This window comes from Citrobacter sp. SX206, from assembly GCF_024181025.1.
In the GTDB taxonomy this organism is placed as follows: Bacteria; Pseudomonadota; Gammaproteobacteria; order Enterobacterales; family Enterobacteriaceae; genus Citrobacter; species Citrobacter youngae.
Genome location: NZ_CP049738.1, coordinates 4,013,381 through 4,032,710, shown reverse-complemented (window position 1 = coordinate 4,032,710; position 19,330 = coordinate 4,013,381). Strand labels below are relative to the sequence as shown.

The 19,330-nt window shown below is 50.3% G+C and carries 15 protein-coding genes and 1 tRNA gene; 8 read left to right on the top strand and 8 right to left on the bottom strand.

Annotated elements, in window-relative coordinates; all coding sequences use genetic code 11:
• The 3 genes from idnT to idnD all read right to left on the bottom strand — a co-directional run bounded on the left by idnT (position 1) and on the right by idnD (position 3,263).
• The gene (idnT, locus tag G8S19_RS19485; protein WP_253685760.1) at positions 1 to 1,320 is read right to left on the bottom strand and encodes a gnt-II system L-idonate transporter; all 1,320 of its coding nucleotides are present in this window, start codon (positions 1,318 to 1,320) and stop codon (positions 1 to 3) included.
• A 123-nt stretch (positions 1,321 to 1,443) separates the two neighbouring features.
• A complete protein-coding gene (gene idnO, locus G8S19_RS19480) occupies positions 1,444 to 2,208 on the bottom strand; it encodes a gluconate 5-dehydrogenase (RefSeq protein ID WP_061067137.1) in 765 nt (254 codons plus the stop codon).
• Between the two features lie 11 nt (positions 2,209 to 2,219).
• A complete protein-coding gene (idnD, locus tag G8S19_RS19475; protein ID WP_142879586.1) occupies positions 2,220 to 3,263 on the bottom strand; it encodes an L-idonate 5-dehydrogenase in 1,044 nt (347 codons plus the stop codon).
• Positions 3,264 to 3,480: 217 nt separating this feature from the next.
• Here idnD and idnK point away from each other — a divergent pair, with 217 nt between their 5' ends.
• Positions 3,481 to 4,002, top strand: coding sequence for a gluconokinase (idnK, locus tag G8S19_RS19470; RefSeq protein WP_048212820.1), 522 nt, complete (start codon positions 3,481 to 3,483; stop codon positions 4,000 to 4,002).
• Between the two features lie 30 nt (positions 4,003 to 4,032).
• Here idnK and G8S19_RS19465 read toward each other — a convergent pair whose 3' ends face one another.
• Positions 4,033 to 5,052 carry an NAD(P)-dependent alcohol dehydrogenase gene (locus G8S19_RS19465; RefSeq protein ID WP_003839634.1) on the bottom strand — a complete coding sequence of 340 codons (1,020 nt, stop codon included), beginning with the start codon at positions 5,050 to 5,052 and terminating at the stop codon, positions 4,033 to 4,035.
• A 220-nt stretch (positions 5,053 to 5,272) separates the two neighbouring features.
• Here G8S19_RS19465 and G8S19_RS19460 point away from each other — a divergent pair.
• Positions 5,273 to 5,357: transfer RNA gene (locus G8S19_RS19460), tRNA-Leu, on the top strand.
• A gap of 491 nt (positions 5,358 to 5,848) precedes the next feature.
• Here G8S19_RS19460 and G8S19_RS19450 read toward each other — a convergent pair.
• Positions 5,849 to 6,634 (bottom strand): TdeIII family type II restriction endonuclease, encoded by a 786-nt coding sequence (locus G8S19_RS19450; protein ID WP_124020768.1) that lies wholly within the window; start codon positions 6,632 to 6,634, stop codon positions 5,849 to 5,851.
• A 177-nt stretch (positions 6,635 to 6,811) separates the two neighbouring features.
• Here G8S19_RS19450 and G8S19_RS19445 point away from each other — a divergent pair, with 177 nt between their 5' ends.
• Positions 6,812 to 8,077 (top strand): DNA cytosine methyltransferase, encoded by a 1,266-nt coding sequence (locus tag G8S19_RS19445; RefSeq protein WP_126320210.1) that lies wholly within the window; start codon positions 6,812 to 6,814, stop codon positions 8,075 to 8,077.
• A 240-nt stretch (positions 8,078 to 8,317) separates the two neighbouring features.
• Here the strand turns inward: G8S19_RS19445 and symE are convergent, their stop codons facing one another.
• Positions 8,318 to 8,680, bottom strand: a complete 363-nt coding sequence (gene symE, locus G8S19_RS19440; RefSeq protein WP_124020766.1) for an endoribonuclease SymE — start codon at positions 8,678 to 8,680, stop codon at positions 8,318 to 8,320.
• A gap of 778 nt (positions 8,681 to 9,458) precedes the next feature.
• Here symE and G8S19_RS19435 point away from each other — a divergent pair.
• Positions 9,459 to 10,829 carry a tyrosine phenol-lyase gene (locus tag G8S19_RS19435; protein WP_124020765.1) on the top strand — a complete coding sequence of 457 codons (1,371 nt, stop codon included), beginning with the start codon at positions 9,459 to 9,461 and terminating at the stop codon, positions 10,827 to 10,829.
• 189 nt (positions 10,830 to 11,018) lie between these two features.
• Positions 11,019 to 12,284 carry an aromatic amino acid transporter gene (locus G8S19_RS19430; protein ID WP_253685758.1) on the top strand — a complete coding sequence of 422 codons (1,266 nt, stop codon included), beginning with the start codon at positions 11,019 to 11,021 and terminating at the stop codon, positions 12,282 to 12,284.
• 458 nt (positions 12,285 to 12,742) lie between these two features.
• Here the strand turns inward: G8S19_RS19430 and G8S19_RS19425 are convergent, their stop codons facing one another.
• Positions 12,743 to 14,296 (bottom strand): L-lactate permease, encoded by a 1,554-nt coding sequence (locus G8S19_RS19425; RefSeq protein WP_253685756.1) that lies wholly within the window; start codon positions 14,294 to 14,296, stop codon positions 12,743 to 12,745.
• A gap of 556 nt (positions 14,297 to 14,852) precedes the next feature.
• On the opposite strand from G8S19_RS19425, the gene G8S19_RS19420 reads away from it, so the two are divergent.
• Genes G8S19_RS19420 through G8S19_RS19410 form a run of 3 tightly spaced genes read left to right on the top strand, consistent with a single transcriptional unit; the run spans position 14,853 to position 17,695 of the window.
• Positions 14,853 to 15,572: a (Fe-S)-binding protein gene (locus G8S19_RS19420; protein WP_005134137.1), complete on the top strand. Its 720-nt coding sequence runs from the start codon at positions 14,853 to 14,855 to the stop codon at positions 15,570 to 15,572.
• 10 nt (positions 15,573 to 15,582) lie between these two features.
• A complete protein-coding gene (locus tag G8S19_RS19415) occupies positions 15,583 to 17,010 on the top strand; it encodes a LutB/LldF family L-lactate oxidation iron-sulfur protein (RefSeq protein WP_016149492.1) in 1,428 nt (475 codons plus the stop codon).
• Positions 17,003 to 17,695 (top strand): lactate utilization protein C, encoded by a 693-nt coding sequence (locus tag G8S19_RS19410; protein WP_086523568.1) that lies wholly within the window; start codon positions 17,003 to 17,005, stop codon positions 17,693 to 17,695. The genes G8S19_RS19415 and G8S19_RS19410 overlap by 8 nt, the downstream gene beginning before the upstream one ends.
• A 49-nt stretch (positions 17,696 to 17,744) precedes the next feature.
• Here the strand turns inward: G8S19_RS19410 and gntP are convergent, their stop codons facing one another.
• A complete protein-coding gene (gene gntP, locus G8S19_RS19405; protein ID WP_003033260.1) occupies positions 17,745 to 19,088 on the bottom strand; it encodes a gluconate permease GntP in 1,344 nt (447 codons plus the stop codon).
• Between the last annotated feature and the right edge of the window lie 242 nt (positions 19,089 to 19,330).

Here is a 19,330-nt window from a genome sequence, read left to right as displayed (position 1 = left end):
TTAATGCAGGATGGCGTTCAGCGCCAGAACCCCCAGCAGCCCCATAATGGAAATCAGTGTCTCCATGACCGTCCATGTGCGCAACGTTTCCCCCACGCTGAGATTAAAATAGCCTTTAAACAGCCAGAATCCCGGATCGTTAACGTGGGAGGCAATCACGCTGCCCGCGCCGGTAGCCAGCACCATCAGCGCCGGGTCGGCATGCGTGACGTTGATAATCGGCAGCACCACGCCTGCGGTGGTGATCGCCGCCACGGTGGCTGAACCAAGCGCGATGCGCAGCAAGGCGGCAACCGTCCAGCACATCAGCAACGGAGAAAGCGACGTGCCGGTCATCAGGTGCGAGATATATTGCCCCACGCCGCTGTCGACCAGAACCTGCTTAAACGCACCGCCCCCGGCGATGATAAACACAATCATCGCGATTGCGCCGATAGAGTCGCCAATGATATCCATAATTTGCTCGATCGTACGCCCGTTACGTCGACCAAGGGTAAAAATGGCGAGCACGATAGCAATAAACAACGCGACCGCAGGGTTACCGATAAACTCAAAGAACACCCGCACGCTGTTGATCTTTGGCAGCGTAATTTCGCACACGGCGGCGACCGCCATCAGTATGACCGGGATAACCGCCGCAAAGATACTGTTCCAGAACGACGGCATCTCTTCTTCGGTGAACAGATGCGGGTTGAATAACCCTTCCGGCGGCGCTTTCTCAAAGCGGGTCAGCAGCTTAGAAAACAGCGGCCCGGCGACAATCACCGTCGGGATAGTAATAATAAAGCCGTACAGCAGGGTGGTGCCGAGATTGGCCTCAAAAATGGTGGCAATCGCGGTCGGCCCCGGATGCGGCGGCAGAAAACAGTGGGTCACGGACAGCGCGGCGACCATCGGTACGCCAACATACAGCAGCGGCAGGCCGGACGAGGCCACCACCGTAAACACCAGCGGCAGCAGCAGAACAAAGCCGACTTCGAAGAACATCGCCAGACCGACAACCAGACCGGTGATCACCAGCGCCCACTGCACGCGCTTTTTACCGAATGTGCCAATCAGCGTGGTGGCGATGCGCTGAGCCGCGCCGGTATCGGAAATCAGCTTGCCGAGCATTGCGCCGAAGCCGAGGATCATCGCCAGCCCGCCAAGCGTGCCACCGATCCCGTTTTGTATTGAGTGCAGAACGGCCTGTGCATCCATCCCTTCGGCAAAACCAACGACCGCCGCCACCAGGACCAGAGCAATAAAGCCGTTAACTTTAAAGCCAATCATCAGGACCAGGAGCAGCGCGACGCCTGCCGCAATTATTATTAATGGCATAATCGTTTCTCTTATATCCCCGTCATCCTTCAAGCTGCAGGTGTGTTGGCTGCAACTCGAATTATTCAGGGGGGAGCCAAAAATGCAGCGCCTGGGCGCTGCGTGATGTTGCGTTGTGTGGTATCAGACGGCGACCAGCATGCCGCCATCGACAAACAACAGGTGTCCGTTAACAAAATCGGATGCTTTAGAAGAGAGGAATACCGCTGCGCCGATCAGCTCCTGTGGATCGCCCCAGCGCGCGGCTGGCGTACGTTTGCACAGCCAGGAGGTGAAGGCTTCATCCTCGACCAGCGCTTTGGTCATTTCGGTTTTGAAGTAGCCCGGCGCGATCCCGTTGACCTGGATATTGTGGCGTGCCAGCTCAACACACATCCCGCGGGTAAGCATTTTCACCGCGCCTTTCGAGGCGGCATACGGCGTGATGGTGTCGCGGCCCAGTTCGCTCTGCATGGAGCAGATGTTGATGACCTTCCCGGCCTGACGTTCCACCATGCGACGCGTTACCGCCTGGGAGACCAGGAATACCGCCGTCTGGTTCACGGCAATCACATCGTTCCAGTCCTGCTCCGGGAACTCGGTAAACGGATGGCGACGCTGGATACCGGCGTTATTCACCAGCACATCAATTTGGCCAATGTCTTTTTCGATATGGTCGATGGCGGCATCAATGTCTTGTTTATGCGTAACATTGAACGGCGCGGCCACGGCGCGGATCCCTTCCAGCTGCAGTTTGGCGACGGCGGCCTCCGCGCGCTCCGGCGTAATGTCATTGACGATAATCTGCGCGCCATATTTACCCAGCCCGGTCGCCAGTAAATAACCAATACCCTGGGCCGAACCGGTGATCAGAATATTTTTGCCGTCCAGTGAAAAAAGATCGTTCATCATGCTATTCCTTATTTTATGTCTTCGAAAACGAGCTGGACCTTCGCCGCCTGGGTTTTATCCCCGGCGAAGATCAGCGCCTGTTCGAGGTCGGTAAACGGATATTCGGCGCTGAGTAACGGCAGCGGATCGATAACGTTATTCGCCAGCCACGACACCGCGGTGTTGAACTCGGTGGTAAAGCGGAATGAGCCTTTGAGCGCGATCTCTTTGCCGATCAGCATCATCATTGGGAAGTCCGGCACCGCGCCGCCCATGCCGACCTGCACCATCACGCCTTTCGCGCGGGTCACTTCCAGACAGGTGGTGATTGAGGACGGATGGCCGGAGACTTCAAAGCTGACGTCGAAGTAGCCTTTCTCTTTTTTCCACTCATCGAGCGAGTCCTGCTGCGGGTTAATCAGCGTGTCGGCTCCCATTTGTTGCGCCAGCGAGAGCGAACGTGAACTGATATCCGCACAGACGATTTCTGCCGCGCCGAGCGTTTTTACCGCGCTGACGATGAGGCAGCCGATAGGCCCAACGCCGGAGATAAACACGCGCTTGCCCTGCAGGTCGCCCGCTTCATGCGCGGCGTGGATCGCGACCGCCAACGGTTCGGCAAAGGCCATGACTTTTTCATCGGCCTCTTGAGGGTAGGGGATGCACTGCGCAGTATCGACAGTTTTAAACTGAGTAAAGCCGCCGTCGACGTGGGGAAAATACATGGCGCTGCCAAAAAAGCGCATTTCCGTACACTGGTTTTCTTCATGCTGCAGACAGTATTTGCAGTGACCGCAGGGCTTCGACGGATTAATCGCCACCGACTGACCTTCATGTAATTCTGTTGAATCGCTGTGCACTACTTTACCAATAACTTCATGGCCTAAAATCATCGGCGCTTTAACGGTAAAATTACCGACTTTGCCTTCCTGATAATAATGTAAATCGGAACCACAAATTCCCCCGCGGGTAATTTGTACCAGCGTTCCTTTATTATTCCATTCTATATTTTGGTCGGTAATGGCAACAGTTTTCTTACCCGCGACAACGCAGGATTGGGTTTTGACTTGCATAAATGCCTCACTGGTCAGGTAGTAACCTCGGCAGCATTTAAACGGTTTTAATTGTTATTATTTGTGATGCAGATCACGCTGAGAAATTGTTACACTACAATGTTACGCATAACGTGATGCGCCCTGTAAATCTGCTCAGTCGCGGCGAAAAAAGGTGAATTCTGCAATGTGGAAGGCGTAGTATCGCGCCATGGAATATGAATCTGGAGTTTTTTCAATGGCCGGGGAAAGTTATATTTTGATGGGCGTTTCGGGAAGCGGTAAATCTTTAATTGGCAGCAAAATTGCCGCAATGTTATCGGCTAAATTCATTGATGGCGACGATCTCCATCCCGCTAAAAATATTGATAAAATGTCTGACGGTATTCCATTAACCGATGAAGACCGACTGCCGTGGCTAGCGCGATTAAATGACGCCTCATACAGTTTATATAAAAAGAACGAGACCGGGTTTATTGTTTGCTCGTCATTAAAAAAACAGTACCGCGATATATTGCGTCAGGGCAGCCCGAATGTGCATTTTCTGTGGCTGGACGGCGACTACGAGACTATTCTGGCGCGCATGCAGCGTCGGGCAGGGCATTTTATGCCAGTGGGATTACTCAAAAGCCAGTTCGACGCGCTGGAGTGCCCGCAGGACGATGAGAAAGATATTGCCCGCATCGACGTGAACCATGACATTGAGCATGTGACGGAACAGTGCCGCCAGGCGGTGCTCGCGTTTCGTAACGGGCAATAAGCCCAGTCCCTTGCGGGACTGAGCCCGGCATCAGAAGTCGGCTTTCAGCACCACGCGGTAGCGGGCCTTGCCGTCACGCACGTGCTGGATTGCTTCGTTAATTTGCGACATCGGGTACAGCTCGGTGGTAGGCGACACCTTGCTGCGACCGGCAAACTTCATCAGCTTGCGCAGCTCGAATGGCGTCCCGGTCGCCGAACCGGAGATGCTGCGATCTCCGGCAATTAAGGTAAATGCCGGCACCGGCAGCGGCTTCAGCACCGCGCCGACGGTATGGAAGTTTCCGCCGTAAGCCAACGCTTCAAAATAGGGCTGCCAGTCGAGATCGACGTTAACCGTGTTAATGATGAGATCGAACTGGCCCGCCAGCGCTTTTAGCGCATCCGGATCGCGGCTGTTGACCACCTTATCCGCCCCCATCGCCAGCACTTCCTGCTCTTTCGCCGGATTGGAGCTGAATGCGGTCACTTCGCAGCCCATCGCGTGTAACAGCTTAATGGCGATATGCCCCAGGCCGCCGATACCGATCACCCCGACGCGGCTGGTGGCGGTGATATGGTGCATCAGCAGCGGTTTGAACACGGTGATACCGCCGCACAGCAAGGGGCCAGCCGCCGCCAGATCAATGCTCTCCGGTAGCGGGATCACCCACTGCCAGTCGGCTCGCAGCTTCTCGGCAAAGCCGCCGCGATTGAGAATAGTAGGAACGGACCCTTCCAGGCAGTTAATCTGATTACCGCTGATACAGGCGTCACAATGTCCGCAGCTGCGCGCCGTCCAGCCAATACCGACGCGCTGACCAACCTTCAGACCCTTATCCTGCGCCGCGCTGCCGAGCGCTGCCACGCGACCAATCACTTCATGCCCGGCAACCAGCGGATACTGAGAGAATCCCCATTCGTTGTCGATCATCGACAAATCGGAATGGCAGATACCGCAGTAATCGACCTGGACTTCGACATCTTCCGGCTTGAGCTCGCCCGCATCATATTCATAGAGTTCGAGTTCGCTGCCCGCCGCTTTTGCGGCGTAGCTTTTTATCATCGACATCGTGTTTCCCTCAGTGTGGTGTTGAACTGGAAGTGTAGAGCATGGGGAAACGGGACGCTTCGCAGAAGGGGGGATTAAGAAGCGGGTAAACTGTGATGAGGGTTGCAGCTAAGAAAGGTAATGCTGAAATTTTCAACACTTAGCAGGCCAGACACACGCTGGCGCTTGCATGGTGGCGCACGACAGGTATAATCCACAACGTTTTCCGCATCCCTTCCGTGCCGGAGTGGCGAAATCGGTAGACGCAGTTGATTCAAAATCAACCGTAGAAATACGTGCCGGTTCGAGTCCGGCCTTCGGCACCATCGGAACATCAATAGACGTCAACGGACGTCTTTTTTTGTGCCTGAAATCCAGTATCCGCAAGGCTTTCCTCGCTTTTTCACTCAACCTAAGTCAACCTGATTCAGACATCAGGAACGTAACTCTGTACGTGTGGTTTGCATCCATAAGGCTGGGTATCTTGGCGAACATAGGCTAATGATACAGTGGTGTGCTGATTCTCTGGATGCGAAGCGAAAAGGGAATATCAGTCTGTTTTATTATGCAAAACTGAATAATTCTATGTAGTTTAGATGACACGCGTAATTACAGTAATACCATCGGATTGGATAGCATTTATTTCCAGTTGATAATCTTGCCGAAATATTAAAAAACATTGACCTGTATTTTAATTTTTTAAAGAAGAATTTATTAATTTAAGGATGTGCTTTCCATTATTTTATGAATGTTGATTGTGGGATTACTTGTTCCAGGAGCGAGGCTAAGAGCCTCGCAGCTTATTAGTGATAATTTATCACTGGAATGCAGATTTTACTACTTGTTTTGTTTCTTCTCCTAGCTCTTGAAAAATTTTATTCATATCATTTAAACCGAAAAGGTTATTTGAAGCTAACATCCATAGCTCATCTCCTACAAGTAAATCTCTGCGATCATACTGTCCAGCATGTCTTCTGTAGTTATTAGTTGTAAGCGATTCTGGATTATATGGTATTGCTATAAATGGTTTGACTTGTGCGTTGGGGTTAGTGCTTTTTCTTAAAGCGTACCATTCTAATGTTTTACGTTTCATTGTTCTAAATTCTTTTTTATTGGGTTTTACTGTTGTAATGTCTATATAAATTTCTTCCCCATTTGGTTTTTCTATAAAAACATCAACAATGCTATCTGGATATCTTAGAGGGCTAGATGTGAATACAGATATAGAATCTATCTCGTCCTGTTCTTGGCTTCTGTTTGGTATGTAATGATAATTATTTAAAGTTCTTTCAAGGTACGAGGATACGCTGGGAGTTATATTGCCCTCTAATACAAATTGGGTTTTTACTTGATAACCAACATGTTCTCCTAGAATTTTACACGCTTGCTCATAAAATGACATCCCGAAACTTGTTTGTAATGACTGCATGACTTTTGTTATTAAGATTAAATCATCTCCAAAAAGGTTTCTAAAAAAAAGATTTGTATCACCATCATCAATGTCTGCCTTTTTTTGTGTGACCCTATCATCTATTTTTATGATGCGCCGTGCGAGGTTTTTTATTTGTTCGTGCATAGATTCTTTAATTTCTTGTGTGGTCATAGTAATGCCTTAAGTTAAAGTTTTATTTTTGCATCAAGATTTGTAATCTCATGTATTTATACGTTAAAATCTAAAAAAAACAATAAAATAGATACGTTATGATACAAAGAACTTCACATGATAAGGCTCATACTGTATACTAAACCAGTACTTTTAAATTTATAATGGAAGCGTCCTATGAGTGATGTCCAATTGATAGATTCCTTCAATCAAAATGATTACTTTTCTTTGGAAGTTTTAGCTGACGTATTATCAGAATCTAAGAAAACACTCGAAAGCTGGGTAAGAAAAGGAGTTGTAGAGGCAGTTATATGCCCGGATTCGAAAAGAACGCTAATTCATCGTAAGCAAGTTCAGCATTTAGAAGATGTAAAGTTGCTTTTAACAAGCCAGTGGGATGATGAGTTAAATACTCGCCCACTTCGCAATTATAATCTTGTTGAACTTTTTGCTGGCGCTGGTGGATTGGCCATTGGTTTAGAGCAGGCTGGCTTAAATTCAATATTCTTAAATGAGATAGATAAATCAGCTTGCAATACATTAAGGCATAACAGACCTAATTGGAATGTTGTGGAAGGTGATATCGCGACGATTGATTTTACTAAAATAAATAATAAAGTTGATATCCTTACGGGAGGATTTCCTTGTCAGGCATTTTCGTATGCGGGGAAAAAATTAGGATTCGAAGATACTCGGGGTACTCTTTTCTTTGAATTTGCACGCGCTATAAAAGAACTTCAACCGAAAGTATTTATGGCTGAAAATGTGCGAGGTTTATTGACTCATGAACAAGGTCGAACCTTGTGCGCCATAAAAGACGTTATTAGCGAGCTGGGTTATGAACTTATTGAACCAAAAGTATTAAAAGCAATCTTCTATAAAGTTCCTCAAAAAAGAGAAAGATTGATACTTGTGGGCATACGAAAAGACCTTTCAGAAAAAGTTGAATTTAAATGGCCATCCTATTTTCATAGAGTCATGACATTAAGAGACGCTCTGTATGCAGGTGAGTTGTATAAGGATGATGTCTCCGAATCAGTAGGGCAAATATACCCAAAAAGAAAGAAAGAAATAATGGAGCATGTACCTCCCGGTGGCTATTGGCGAGATTTGAGTGATGAGCTACAACGGGAATATATGCAGGGCAGTTACTTCTTAGGGGGAGGGAAGACAGGTATGGCTAGGCGTCTTTCCTTAGATGAACCGAGCTTAACTCTTACAACATCTCCAGCTCAAAAACAAACAGAGAGATGTCATCCTATAGAAACTCGGCCATTGCAAGTAAGAGAATATGCCAGAATACAAACTTTCCCCGATAACTGGGAGTTTAAAGGATCTATGAATTCTATCTATAAGCAAATTGGAAATGCCGTACCAGTTAACATGGCTGCTGCTTTAGGACGTTCTTTAGTTCGCTTGCTGAATGATATAGAAAATATTTAATTAAAAAAAACTTATAGATAACGCCGACAGTTACCGGAGTGGTTAACCGCTTCGGTAAATGGTGAGCGTTAGAAAGTCATTGATTTCATTATCAGGTAAATAATTGCGATGATGCTCGCAAAATATCACCTGATCAAGAGGGGGGAGGCCGATACACTATCGACGTCGCTTTATCTCTATATCTACAAACGCTCAATAAAGGCGCCCGCAGGCGCCTCAATTATAATGACAATCACACACTCACCCCTTCAATGCTTTCCCCGCAATTACCCCGATAAACTCCAGTACCTGCTTTTGCTTACGCGCGGAGAGCTTTTCCACGGCGCGCAGGGATTTCATCAGTTCTGACTCTTCGGGTTCGGCGGCGCGGGCGGTTAATACGATGCAGCCTTGCATCACCCGCACATCAACGTCGGTGCCGGTGTCGAATCCGGCGGCTTTCAGCCACTGGCCTTTCATCACGATGGACGGAAACTGAACGTACTTCACCGGCAAACGGCTGTAATCAGGATAACGGCTCGCATAACCCACCTTCAGGCGACGGTTATCTGCGGCGTGCACTTCTGGATCAAACGAAACTGCAATACAATGCGTATCAGTCATGGTGGCTATTCTCCGATAATAGTTACTGCGATCAGCGATGCATTGGTGCGCCAACACCTTTGCATCGCGCTAATAAAACCCCTGTAAATGACGCCAGTAAACTGGGGAAAGTCCAGATGTAAATACGATGAAATAAGCGCGAATAGCACGCTTTTGGAATAAATAGAAAACGCCTTCACCCCAATAAATCCGGTATTATTCACCGTGTAAATCCATTCACCTCCAGTCCGCTAAATACCGGCCATTTCCAGAAAATAACGCTCCTCTACATCAGGCCAAAAATGCGATCTAACTCACTGAAGCAAATAGTAAACTCTGAATCAACACCGTTTTGTACACTTTGCTTTACACTTTTGGTGATGTAAATCACAAATATTACTCCGTGAAGTGATCCGACTCTCACAAAATGAGGTGTACTCATTCACGAATACATTATGCGCACAGCCTGGAAAGTTATGTTTTCAGTATTTCCACTCTCCACAGACACACTACGGCGAATGGCAAATCGAAACGCAAAAAAAAACTTGTTGAATATTAACGGGTAAAAAAATGACGTGTGATTTACATCACTCACATTTACAGCTTTTTAAATTATTGCCAGTGATTAATGTTGACCGGGCTATTTCCATAATCAATCAAATCTTGCATAGTGCCTCCACATTATTTCTCCCCCTGGCTCAGGAGGCGAATAGTTATATTTCATCAGGATTTGTTGATGAACCAGGTATGATTTACTTCACATTAATACGTACATGACCACTGTTACTGGAGAAACAAAATGAATTATCCGGCAGAACCCTTCCGTATTAAAAGCGTTGAAACTGTATCTATGATCCCGCGTGATGAGCGCCTTAAGAAAATGCAGGAAGCGGGTTACAATACTTTCCTGTTAAATTCGAAAGATATTTATATTGACCTGCTGACAGACAGTGGCACTAACGCAATGAGCGACAAGCAGTGGGCCGGAATGATGATGGGTGATGAAGCGTACGCGGGCAGCGAAAACTTCTATCATCTGGAAAGAACAGTGCAGGAACTGTTTGGCTTTAAACATATTGTTCCGACTCACCAGGGGCGTGGCGCAGAAAACCTGTTATCGCAGCTGGCTATTAAACCCGGGCAATATGTTGCCGGGAATATGTATTTCACTACCACCCGTTATCATCAGGAAAAGAATGGCGCGGTGTTTATCGATATCGTTCGTGACGAAGCGCACGATGCCGGTCTGAATATTGCTTTTAAAGGTGATATCGATCTTAAAAAATTACAAAAGCTGATTGATGAAAAAGGCGCAGAGAATATTGCGTATATCTGCCTGGCGGTGACGGTTAACCTCGCGGGTGGGCAGCCGGTCTCCATGGCGAACATGCGTGCGGTGCGTGAACTGACACAAGCGCATGGCATTAAAGTGTTCTACGACGCTACCCGCTGCGTGGAAAACGCCTACTTTATCAAAGAGCAAGAGCAGGGCTTTGAGAACAAGAGCATCGCCGAGATCGTGCATGAGATGTTCAGCTACGCCGACGGTTGTACCATGAGCGGTAAAAAAGACTGTCTGGTGAACATCGGCGGCTTCCTGTGCATGAACGATGACGAAATGTTCTCTTCTGCCAAAGAGTTAGTCGTGGTCTACGAAGGGATGCCATCTTACGGCGGCCTGGCCGGACGTGATATGGAAGCCATGGCGATTGGCCTGCGCGAAGCTATGCAGTACGAGTACATTGAGCACCGCGTGAAGCAGGTTCGCTACCTGGGCGATAAGCTGAAAGCCGCTGGCGTACCGATTGTTGAACCGGTAGGCGGTCACGCGGTATTCCTCGATGCGCGTCGCTTCTGCGAGCATCTGACGCAGGACGAGTTCCCGGCACAAAGTCTGGCCGCCAGCATCTATGTGGAAACCGGCGTGCGCAGCATGGAGCGCGGAATTATCTCTGCGGGCCGTAATAACGTGACCGGTGAACACCACAGACCGAAACTGGAAACCGTGCGTCTGACTATTCCACGTCGTGTTTATACCTACGCACATATGGATGTCGTGGCTGACGGCATTATTAAACTTTACCAGCACAAAGAAGATATTCGCGGGCTGAAGTTTATTTACGAGCCGAAGCAATTGCGTTTCTTTACTGCACGCTTTGATTACATCTAAAAAATAGTTATGGCCCCATCACGTGATGGGGCTTTTTTGTATTCCTTTTCCATGAACAGGAAGCCTTTGCGGTGCCCGTTACCGTGACATAACTAAAAAAAGTAAACCCTGACTCCGACATTTTTATTATCCGCATGATGTACAAATGACAGCTGTAATTATAACGAATAGTCTACAGGAACATTTATCATGGATATTAATGCCATTGAGCGACAGAGTAGTACCCCCGGACTGATTAGCGGAACCATGTTGGTTATCGCGACCGTAGTGGGTGGCGGGATGTTCTCCCTGCCGATTGCGATGGCCGGCGTATGGTTTCCCGGTGCCTCTGTTATTCTTCTCTTTATCGCCATCATGATGTTATTAACCGGTCTGATGCTGGTTGAAGTCAATCTGCATTATGGCGCCGGTGCCAGTTTTAATACCTTTACTCAGGATTTATTAGGCCGGAAGTGGAATATCGTGGTGGGTATCGCTTTCGGCTTTGTGCTGTATATTCTGACCTATGCCTATATCTCCGGTTCGTCGGCGGTGATGGCACAAACTGTGTTCAAATACAGCGGCGTGCGCTTTCCGGCGAATATCTCGGTGGTGATCGTCAGTATGCTGGTAGGGGCGATTGCCTGGTATAGTTCCTTACTGGTCGGACGCATCACTACCGTGCTGATTATCGGTAAGTTTGTGGCGTTCTTTGCCACGTTCTCCGGGCTGATTGGCCATATCGAAGTGGCAAAACTCATCGACAGCGTGGCGGTTGCGCTGCCCAATTCGCAGTATCTGCCGTATATCCTGATGACGCTGCCGTTCTGCATCATCTCGTTTGGTTTTCACGGTAACGTGCCGAGCCTGGTCAAACTGTATGGCACAAGCGGAGTCTCGAATATTACGCGTTCGATTATCATCGGTACGCTGTTTGCTCTGCTGCTGTATATTTTCTGGCTGGGCGTGACGATGGGTAACATCAGCCGTTCCTCATTCCCGCCGATTATCGCCAAAGGCGGCAATATCGATGTGTTTGTCGAGGCCATCAGCGGGCTGTTCACCAGCCGTTATATGGATCTGATCCTCACCTTTTTCGGCAACTTCGCGGTAGCCAGTTCCCTGCTGGCGGCAACGCTTGGACTGTTCGATTACATCGCCGACCTGTTTCACTTCCCGGATGACGGCATGGGCCGCCTGAAAACTGCGCTGGTGACCTACTTCCCCCCGGCTGCCGTGTGCTCCTTCTTCCCGAATGGTTTTGTGCACGCGATTGGTTACGCCGGCCTGGCCTTTACCATCTGGAGCGTGATCCTGCCGCCGTTCCTGGTGAAAGCCGCGCGGAAACGTTTTCCAACTAGCAGCTATACCGCGCCCTGTAATAACACCGTGCTTAACCTGGTGATTGTCTGCGGAGCGGTTGTCTATCTGACGGTTGTTCTGGATGTATTTGGTCTGCTGCCAACGTTTCGTTAGCGCGGGGGAATGATGTTTCTGACATTGCTACGATTTCAGCATCCGCTGATCTACCGTTTTGCGTGGCTTCGTTTGTGGGTCAGGGTGTTAAGGGCGTGCAGGCTGCGTAAGTGAAAGGAGACGTGCTTTACTCTGCGGTCGCTGCCGGATGCGGCGCTTGCGCCTTATCCGACCTACAAAAGAGCGTTAAACGTAGGCGGGATAAGCGAAGCGCCATCAGGCATTACACCCGGAAGTAGCGTGGTGGGATCAACGCGGAAAAGGCGTCGAACTTCTTCACCATCTTTTTCCAGAACAACATAACAACAATCCTCGATTTGAAACATCGGCGCTATTGTAGTCAGCGCCGACAAATCGTAAAGCCAGTGACGTCGTTCCGATTCCGGGTCGGTGTAAACCTTTTAGTTCACCATTGCGTCAAATACGATTGCCGCGAATTTGACGGGGTTGACAATGGTTTACGCCATAAACCAGTAATAAAAGAGGCCAACCTTTAAGCCGAGGATCACGATATAGGCGCAGCAGTATTTCATGGTGCCAGACATGATCTGGTTGGCCTGACCGTCCATTTTTGTGGCTGAAACCGCAATGGCGATACTCTGCGGCGAAATCATTTTCCCTCCCGTTGCGCCAGAGGTGTTGGCCGCCGCCAGCCAGTTGGGATCGATATGCAGTTTGCTGGCGGCAATGGTTTGCAGTTTTCCGAACAAAATGTTCGAGTTGGTATCGCTGCCGGTAACGAACGTGCCCAGCGCGCCAATCACCGGGGCGAGGAAGACGTACGAGCTGCCGGTCAGATCGACAATCGACTGCGCCAGCGTGGAGATAATCCCGCTGAGATCCATCACCGTGGCCAGTGCGACGATCGCCATAATCGCCACAATGGAATTTTTAAGCTGGAAAATGGTTTTGATAAACACTTCCAGCATCCCGCGCGCGGACGCCCCCTGAATAAAGCCGCCGATAATAGTCGCAAAGATGATCAGCATCCCCGGGGTGGTCACCCATTCAACCTTCAGCGCCAGCGTTTTGCCGTCGGCAAGCGTGAAATGCAGCACCGAGGCCAGTTGTGAGGCTGCGCCTTTTATCGTCGGGAACAGCGGCGAACACAGCAGGATAAAGACAAAAATAAACAGATAGATAGAACCCACGCGGAACAACACTTTTGCCGAACGCGGCGTGGTTTCGCGGTTATGGCTGACTTCAATTCGCCATTCAGGATCGGTTTGCCCTTTGCGCAGGCGGCTAACCATCGCCACGGCAAACAGGCTGACCAGGCTACCGGCAAAGGCGGGTAATTCAGCGCCGAGATGAATAGCGACAAAATACTGCGGAACCAGCGTGGTAATACCGCAAATCAGCGTGATTAAAAATACGCCGCGAATGGCTCTCAGACCGCCGCCAATAATACAGACAATCACAAATGGCAGCAGGATATTAAACAGTGCGAGCTGCAGAATAATGGTTCCGCCTAAGGTATAAACCGGCAGGTTAACCTGTTCCGCCAGAATAGAAACCGGGATCCCGACTGCACCGAATGCGGTGGGAACGGTATTTGCCACCAGAGAGGCTATTGCCGCCTTCAGCGGGTTGAAACCCAGTGCGATAAGAATACCGATCGGAATAGCGACTGCTGTACCATAACCCGCCGCGGCTTCAAGAAATCCACCAAAGCACCATGAAATCAGCAGCACCTGAATACGCTTATCTTCGCTAATGCTGGCGAGAATATCGCGCAGAATATCCAGCGCTTTGGTCGCCTGCATAACGTTATAACTGAAGATGGCGCCGAGGATCACAATCACAATCGGCCATAATCCCTTCAGTGCGCCATAGCCTATCGCGGCTTTTAGATTCTGTACGGGCATCTCCCAGAACACAGCCGACAGCGCCGCGGTGAATACTAAAGAGATCAGCACGGAATAATGGATAGGCATTTTCAATTTCAATATTAAAAATACCATAAGTAGTAACGGAGAGAGTGCCAGGGCAAACATAAAGTATTCGTTCATTGCTATTCCTGATTGGTTTATTAAACCTGATTTATATTTATGGCGGGAAGGCTATATTGCCGTGTAAATAAAAGATGCAAACTGAATCGCTTCAGTGAATAAAGTAATTATGATTAATGGTTTTGTAACTATTGTAATCTTTTAATTAAAATTCAATGCCAGATAAATATACTTAAGAGCCGGCCAAGTACCTATAAATAGTTATTTAATAACCTTTTTATTAATGGTAGTGACAGGAATAGTCAGCACCTGAAACTATTTTTAAGCTGTTCATAACGCGCTGGTTTTCAATATAAAAATGTGAGCGAGGCCGAAAGAAATAAACCAGGGTATTGCATGTACGAGTTGATTGGAGGATTATTTGATTTTGTCATACAAATGAAAATACAGGCATTTAGGATGGTCCTGATATAAGAAGCGGAAATCGACCATCTCAGGAGCATGATCCAACAAACACCATGAACCCAGACATCGGCAAAACCAGCAAACAGAAGACTGGGCGTGATATAGCGATATCAAGCGCAATAAACAGAAATGAAGCAATGGAGTAATTATTGTGAATGTAAATTTCTTTGTTACCTGTATTGGTGACGCCCTGAAATCACGGATGGCACGAGACTCCGTATTGCTGCTGGAAAAACTGGGCTGTCACGTTAATTTCCCCGAGAAGCAAGGGTGTTGCGGTCAGCCAGCCATCAACAGCGGTTACATCAAAGAGGCGATCCCCGGGATGAAAAACCTGATCGCCGCCCTGGAAGACAACGACGATCCAATTATCTCCCCGGCAGGCTCCTGCACCTACGCGGTAAAAAGCTACCCGACGTATCTGGCGGATGAGCCTGAATGGGCGCTGCGCGCCGAGAAGGTTGCCGGACGTATGCAGGATCTCACCTCTTTTATCGTCAACAAACTGGGTGTGGTGGATGTCGGCGCCAGCCTGCAGGGCCGCGCGGTATATCATCCTTCCTGCAGCCTGACCCGCAAGCTGGGAGTGAAGGAAGAGCCGCTGACGCTGCTGAAAAACGTGCGCGGGCTGGAGCTGATGACGTTTGCCGATCAGGATACCTGCTGCGGCTTTGGCGGGACGTTCTCGGTCAAGATGGCCGAGATATCCGGTGAGATGGTGAAAGAGAAAGTCTTACATCTGATGGATGCGAAGCCGGAGTTTTTGATCGGCGCTGACGTCAGCTGCCTGTTGAACATTGGCGGCCGACTGCAACGCGAAGGCCAGCCGGTCAAAGTGATGCATATTGCTGAAGTGCTGATGAGCCGCTGAGGGGAAAGAGATGTCGATAAAAACCAGCGATGTAGAGTTTAAACTGCGCATTCGTCAGCAGATCGAAGATCCGATCATGCGCAAAGCCGTGGCCAACGCGCAGGAGCGTATTGGTGCGAATCGGCAGAAAATGGTTGATGAGCTAGGCCACTGGGAAGACTGGCGCGATCGTGCCAGCCAGATCCGCGACCACGTTCTGAGCAACCTCGATGCTTACCTGTATCAACTCTCCGAGAAAGTGACGGAAAACGGCGGGCACGTCTATTTCGCCAAAACCAAAGAAGACGCCACCCGCTATATTCTGCAGGTTGCGCAGAGTAAAAATGCGAAGAAGGTGGTGAAGTCCAAGTCGATGGTGACCGAAGAGATCGGTGTCAACCATGTGCTGCAGGATGCCGGAATTCAGGTGATCGAAACCGATCTCGGCGAATATATCCTGCAGTTGGATCAGGATCCGCCTTCGCACGTTGTGGTCCCGGCTATTCATAAAGATCGCTATCAGATCCGCCGCGTGCTGCATGAGCGTCTGGGGTATGACGGCCCGGAAACGCCAGAGGCGATGACCTTATTCATTCGCCAGAAGATCCGCGAGGATTTCCTCAGTGCCGAAATCGGTATTACCGGCTGTAACTTTGCTGTGGCGGAAACCGGCTCTGTATGCCTGGTGACCAACGAAGGCAACGCGCGGATGTGTACCACGTTGCCGAAAACGCACATTGCGGTGATGGGCATGGAGCGTATCGCACCGACCTTTGCCGAGGTGGATGTGCTGATCACCATGCTGGCGCGCAGCGCCGTGGGCGCGCGTCTGACGGGCTACAACACCTGGCTGACCGGCCCACGTGAGGCGGATAACGTCGACGGCCCGGAAGAGTTCCACCTGGTGATTGTCGATAATGGGCGCTCGCAGGTGCTGGGTTCAGAGTTTCGCGATGTGCTGCGCTGCATCCGCTGCGGGGCTTGTATGAACACCTGCCCGGCGTACCGCCACATTGGCGGACACGGTTATGGTTCTATCTATCCCGGCCCTATCGGCGCGGTGATCTCTCCGCTGCTCGGCGGCTATAAAGATTTTAAAGATCTGCCATACGCCTGTTCATTATGCACGGCCTGTGACAGCGTTTGTCCGGTTAAGATTCCGCTGTCAAAACTGATCCTGCGTCATCGCCGGGTGATGGCTGAGGAGGGCATTACGCCGAAAGCCGAGCGGCGGGCGATAAAAATGTTCGCATATGCCAATAGCCATCCGGGGCTGTGGAAAGTCGGGATGATGGCGGGCGCACATGCGGCGAGCTGGTTTATCAACGGTGGCAAAACCCCGCTCAAGGTTGGCGCGATTGGTGACTGGATGGAGGCGCGCGATCTTCCTGATGCCGACGGTGAGAGCTTCCGCAGCTGGTTTAAGAAACATCAGGCGCAGGAGAAAAAGAATGGATAACCGTACCGCATTTTTAGACACCATCGCCCAGGCGCTGGGCCGCCCGCTGCGTTTTGAGCCGCAAACGGATGCCGCGCCGGTGAACAACTATGCTAACGAGCGCCTGACCGAACTTAGCCCGCAGCAGCGCTGCGATGCGTTTGTCCAGTTTGCCAGCGAGGTGATGCTGGCTCGCTGTGAGCTGACTCGCGAAGACCAGGCCGCAGAAGCCGCGCAACGCCTGTGCGAAGAGTTGGGTCAGCCGGTGGTCATCAGCGGCGACAGCCGGCTGGCGGCGCTGGGCATTACCGAACGCTTGCAACAGGAATGTAACGCCGTGGTCTGGGATCCGGCGCGTGGCAGCGAAAATATTACTCAGGCCGAGCAGGCGAAAGTGGGCGTGGTGTATGCCGAGTATGGCCTGACCGAGTCCGGCGGCGTGGTGCTGTTTTCCGCACCGGAGCGTGGGCGTTCAATTAGCCTGCTGCCGGAGTCCTCAATTTTCGTGCTACGCAAAAGCGCTATCCTGCCGCGCGTGGCGCAACTGGCAGAAAAACTGCATCAGAAGGCTCAGGCCGGCGAGCGTATGCCATCGTGCATTAACATCATCAGTGGACCCAGTTCGACGGCGGATATTGAGCTTATTAAGGTAGTTGGGGTGCATGGCCCGGTGAAGGCGGTGTATCTGATTATTGAGGATTGTTGAGGCAGGATGGAAAACCGCTCTGGCGCTGCGGGCCAGAGCGGTATCGACGTTATGCAATCATGCTGATGATCAATACGATAATCAGGCCAACCACGGAGTTCACCAACTCCAGCAGACCCCAGGTTTTCAGCGTATCCTTCACCGACAGGTCAAAGTAGCCTTTGAACAGCCAGAACGAGGCATCGTTGATATGGGTCAGGGTGTTGGAGCCCGCCGCCGTTGCCAGCACCAGTAACGCCGGGTCAACGCCAACCAGTTGGCCGGTTGCCGGGTCGAGAATGGCGGCGCTAATAATCCCCGCTGCCGTCATGGCTGAGACTACGCCCTGACCGGTTGCCAGACGAATCAGCACGGTTATCAACCACGCCATGATGTACGGAGAAATATTGCCGTGCGACATCAGCATGCCGATGGTATCGCCAATGCCGGTATCAATAATGGTCTGCTTCAGTACACCGCCCGCGCCGATGATCAGGATCACCATGGCGATGCTTTTCACCGCGTTTTCAAAGGCATTCATCACCCACTGCATGTCGTGACCACGCGCGGTACCAAACAGCACGAAGGCGACAACCATAGCGATAAACATTGCAATCGGTGAAGAGCCTAAGAAGTTGACCACTTCCCACGCCTGCGTCCCTTTCACCAGCCAGATGTTGGCGATGGTGGTGGAGATCATGATGATTGCCGGGATCAGCGGTACCAGAATAGACACCCCGAAGGAGGGCAGATTGTTCTGGTCAACCGGTACGTCGGCCTTCATAAATGACGGCGTTGGGCGATCGAGGTTGCCGAGGAACTTCGGCAGGATAAGCCCGGCGCAGATCACGCTCGGAATGGTCACCAGAATACCGTAGATGTAGACCATGCCCATGTCCGCGCCGTAGGCGTTAACCAGCGCAACCGGGCCCGGCTGCGGTGGGAACAGCGAGTGGGCGGTGGTGGCGGCAGCAACGGCGGGGATCGCCAGCTTGAGGAACGGGATCTTCGCCTCTGCGGCAATGACGATCACCAGCGGCGCCAGCATAATAAATGCCACTTCATAGAACATCGCCAGGCCGAAGATCAGACCAATAATGATCACCGACAGCTGCACGTAGCGCAGGCCGAGGCGCGCCAGCAGCGTATGGGCAATCTGATGCGCCGCCCCGGAATCAACCATCAGCTTACCGATGACCGCCCCGAATACCACGATAATCGCCAGTTCACCCAGCGTGCTGCCAAAACCGGATTTCATGGTGTGCAGCAGCTCCATTAAATCCATACCCGCCAGCATACCGACCGAGAGCGCCGCCAGCAGCAGGGCGACCATCGAGTTTATTTTGAATCTTAGATTGAGCACCAGCATCAGACCGATGCCGAATACGACCCACAGAATATTGAGAACGTGCATATAACGTCTACCTTTATTGGTTGAACTATTATGACTTTGGTTGAGATGTTACATATATTGGTTAACCATTGATGCGATGAATGTCACATTGCGTTACATGTTTACATTCTTACTGGGCTGCATGGCCGTAAAATGGCGGTATCATCAGCATGAATTGTGATTTGGTTAACCAATTTTGAGCTTCAGGTTGACATGTCATACCAAAAGGAGGAATTTATGTGCCATATCGTCGAGTCCATAAC

What these genes read in the sequence shown, in the direction of transcription:
- idnT (WP_253685760.1), bottom strand. Translation starts at nt 1,320, where the DNA reads ATGCCATTAATAATAATTGCGGCAGGCGTCGCGCTGCTCCTGGTCCTG.
- idnO (WP_061067137.1), bottom strand. Translation starts at nt 2,208, where the DNA reads ATGAACGATCTTTTTTCACTGGACGGCAAAAATATTCTGATCACCGGT.
- idnD (WP_142879586.1), bottom strand. Translation starts at nt 3,263, where the DNA reads ATGCAAGTCAAAACCCAATCCTGCGTTGTCGCGGGTAAGAAAACTGTT.
- idnK (WP_048212820.1), top strand. Translation starts at nt 3,481, where the DNA reads ATGGCCGGGGAAAGTTATATTTTGATGGGCGTTTCGGGAAGCGGTAAA.
- G8S19_RS19465 (WP_003839634.1), bottom strand. Translation starts at nt 5,052, where the DNA reads ATGTCGATGATAAAAAGCTACGCCGCAAAAGCGGCGGGCAGCGAACTC.
- G8S19_RS19450 (WP_124020768.1), bottom strand. Translation starts at nt 6,634, where the DNA reads ATGACCACACAAGAAATTAAAGAATCTATGCACGAACAAATAAAAAAC.
- G8S19_RS19445 (WP_126320210.1), top strand. Translation starts at nt 6,812, where the DNA reads ATGAGTGATGTCCAATTGATAGATTCCTTCAATCAAAATGATTACTTT.
- symE (WP_124020766.1), bottom strand. Translation starts at nt 8,680, where the DNA reads ATGACTGATACGCATTGTATTGCAGTTTCGTTTGATCCAGAAGTGCAC.
- G8S19_RS19435 (WP_124020765.1), top strand. Translation starts at nt 9,459, where the DNA reads ATGAATTATCCGGCAGAACCCTTCCGTATTAAAAGCGTTGAAACTGTA.
- G8S19_RS19430 (WP_253685758.1), top strand. Translation starts at nt 11,019, where the DNA reads ATGGATATTAATGCCATTGAGCGACAGAGTAGTACCCCCGGACTGATT.
- G8S19_RS19425 (WP_253685756.1), bottom strand. Translation starts at nt 14,296, where the DNA reads ATGAACGAATACTTTATGTTTGCCCTGGCACTCTCTCCGTTACTACTT.
- G8S19_RS19415 (WP_016149492.1), top strand. Translation starts at nt 15,583, where the DNA reads ATGTCGATAAAAACCAGCGATGTAGAGTTTAAACTGCGCATTCGTCAG.
- G8S19_RS19410 (WP_086523568.1), top strand. Translation starts at nt 17,003, where the DNA reads ATGGATAACCGTACCGCATTTTTAGACACCATCGCCCAGGCGCTGGGC.
- gntP (WP_003033260.1), bottom strand. Translation starts at nt 19,088, where the DNA reads ATGCACGTTCTCAATATTCTGTGGGTCGTATTCGGCATCGGTCTGATG.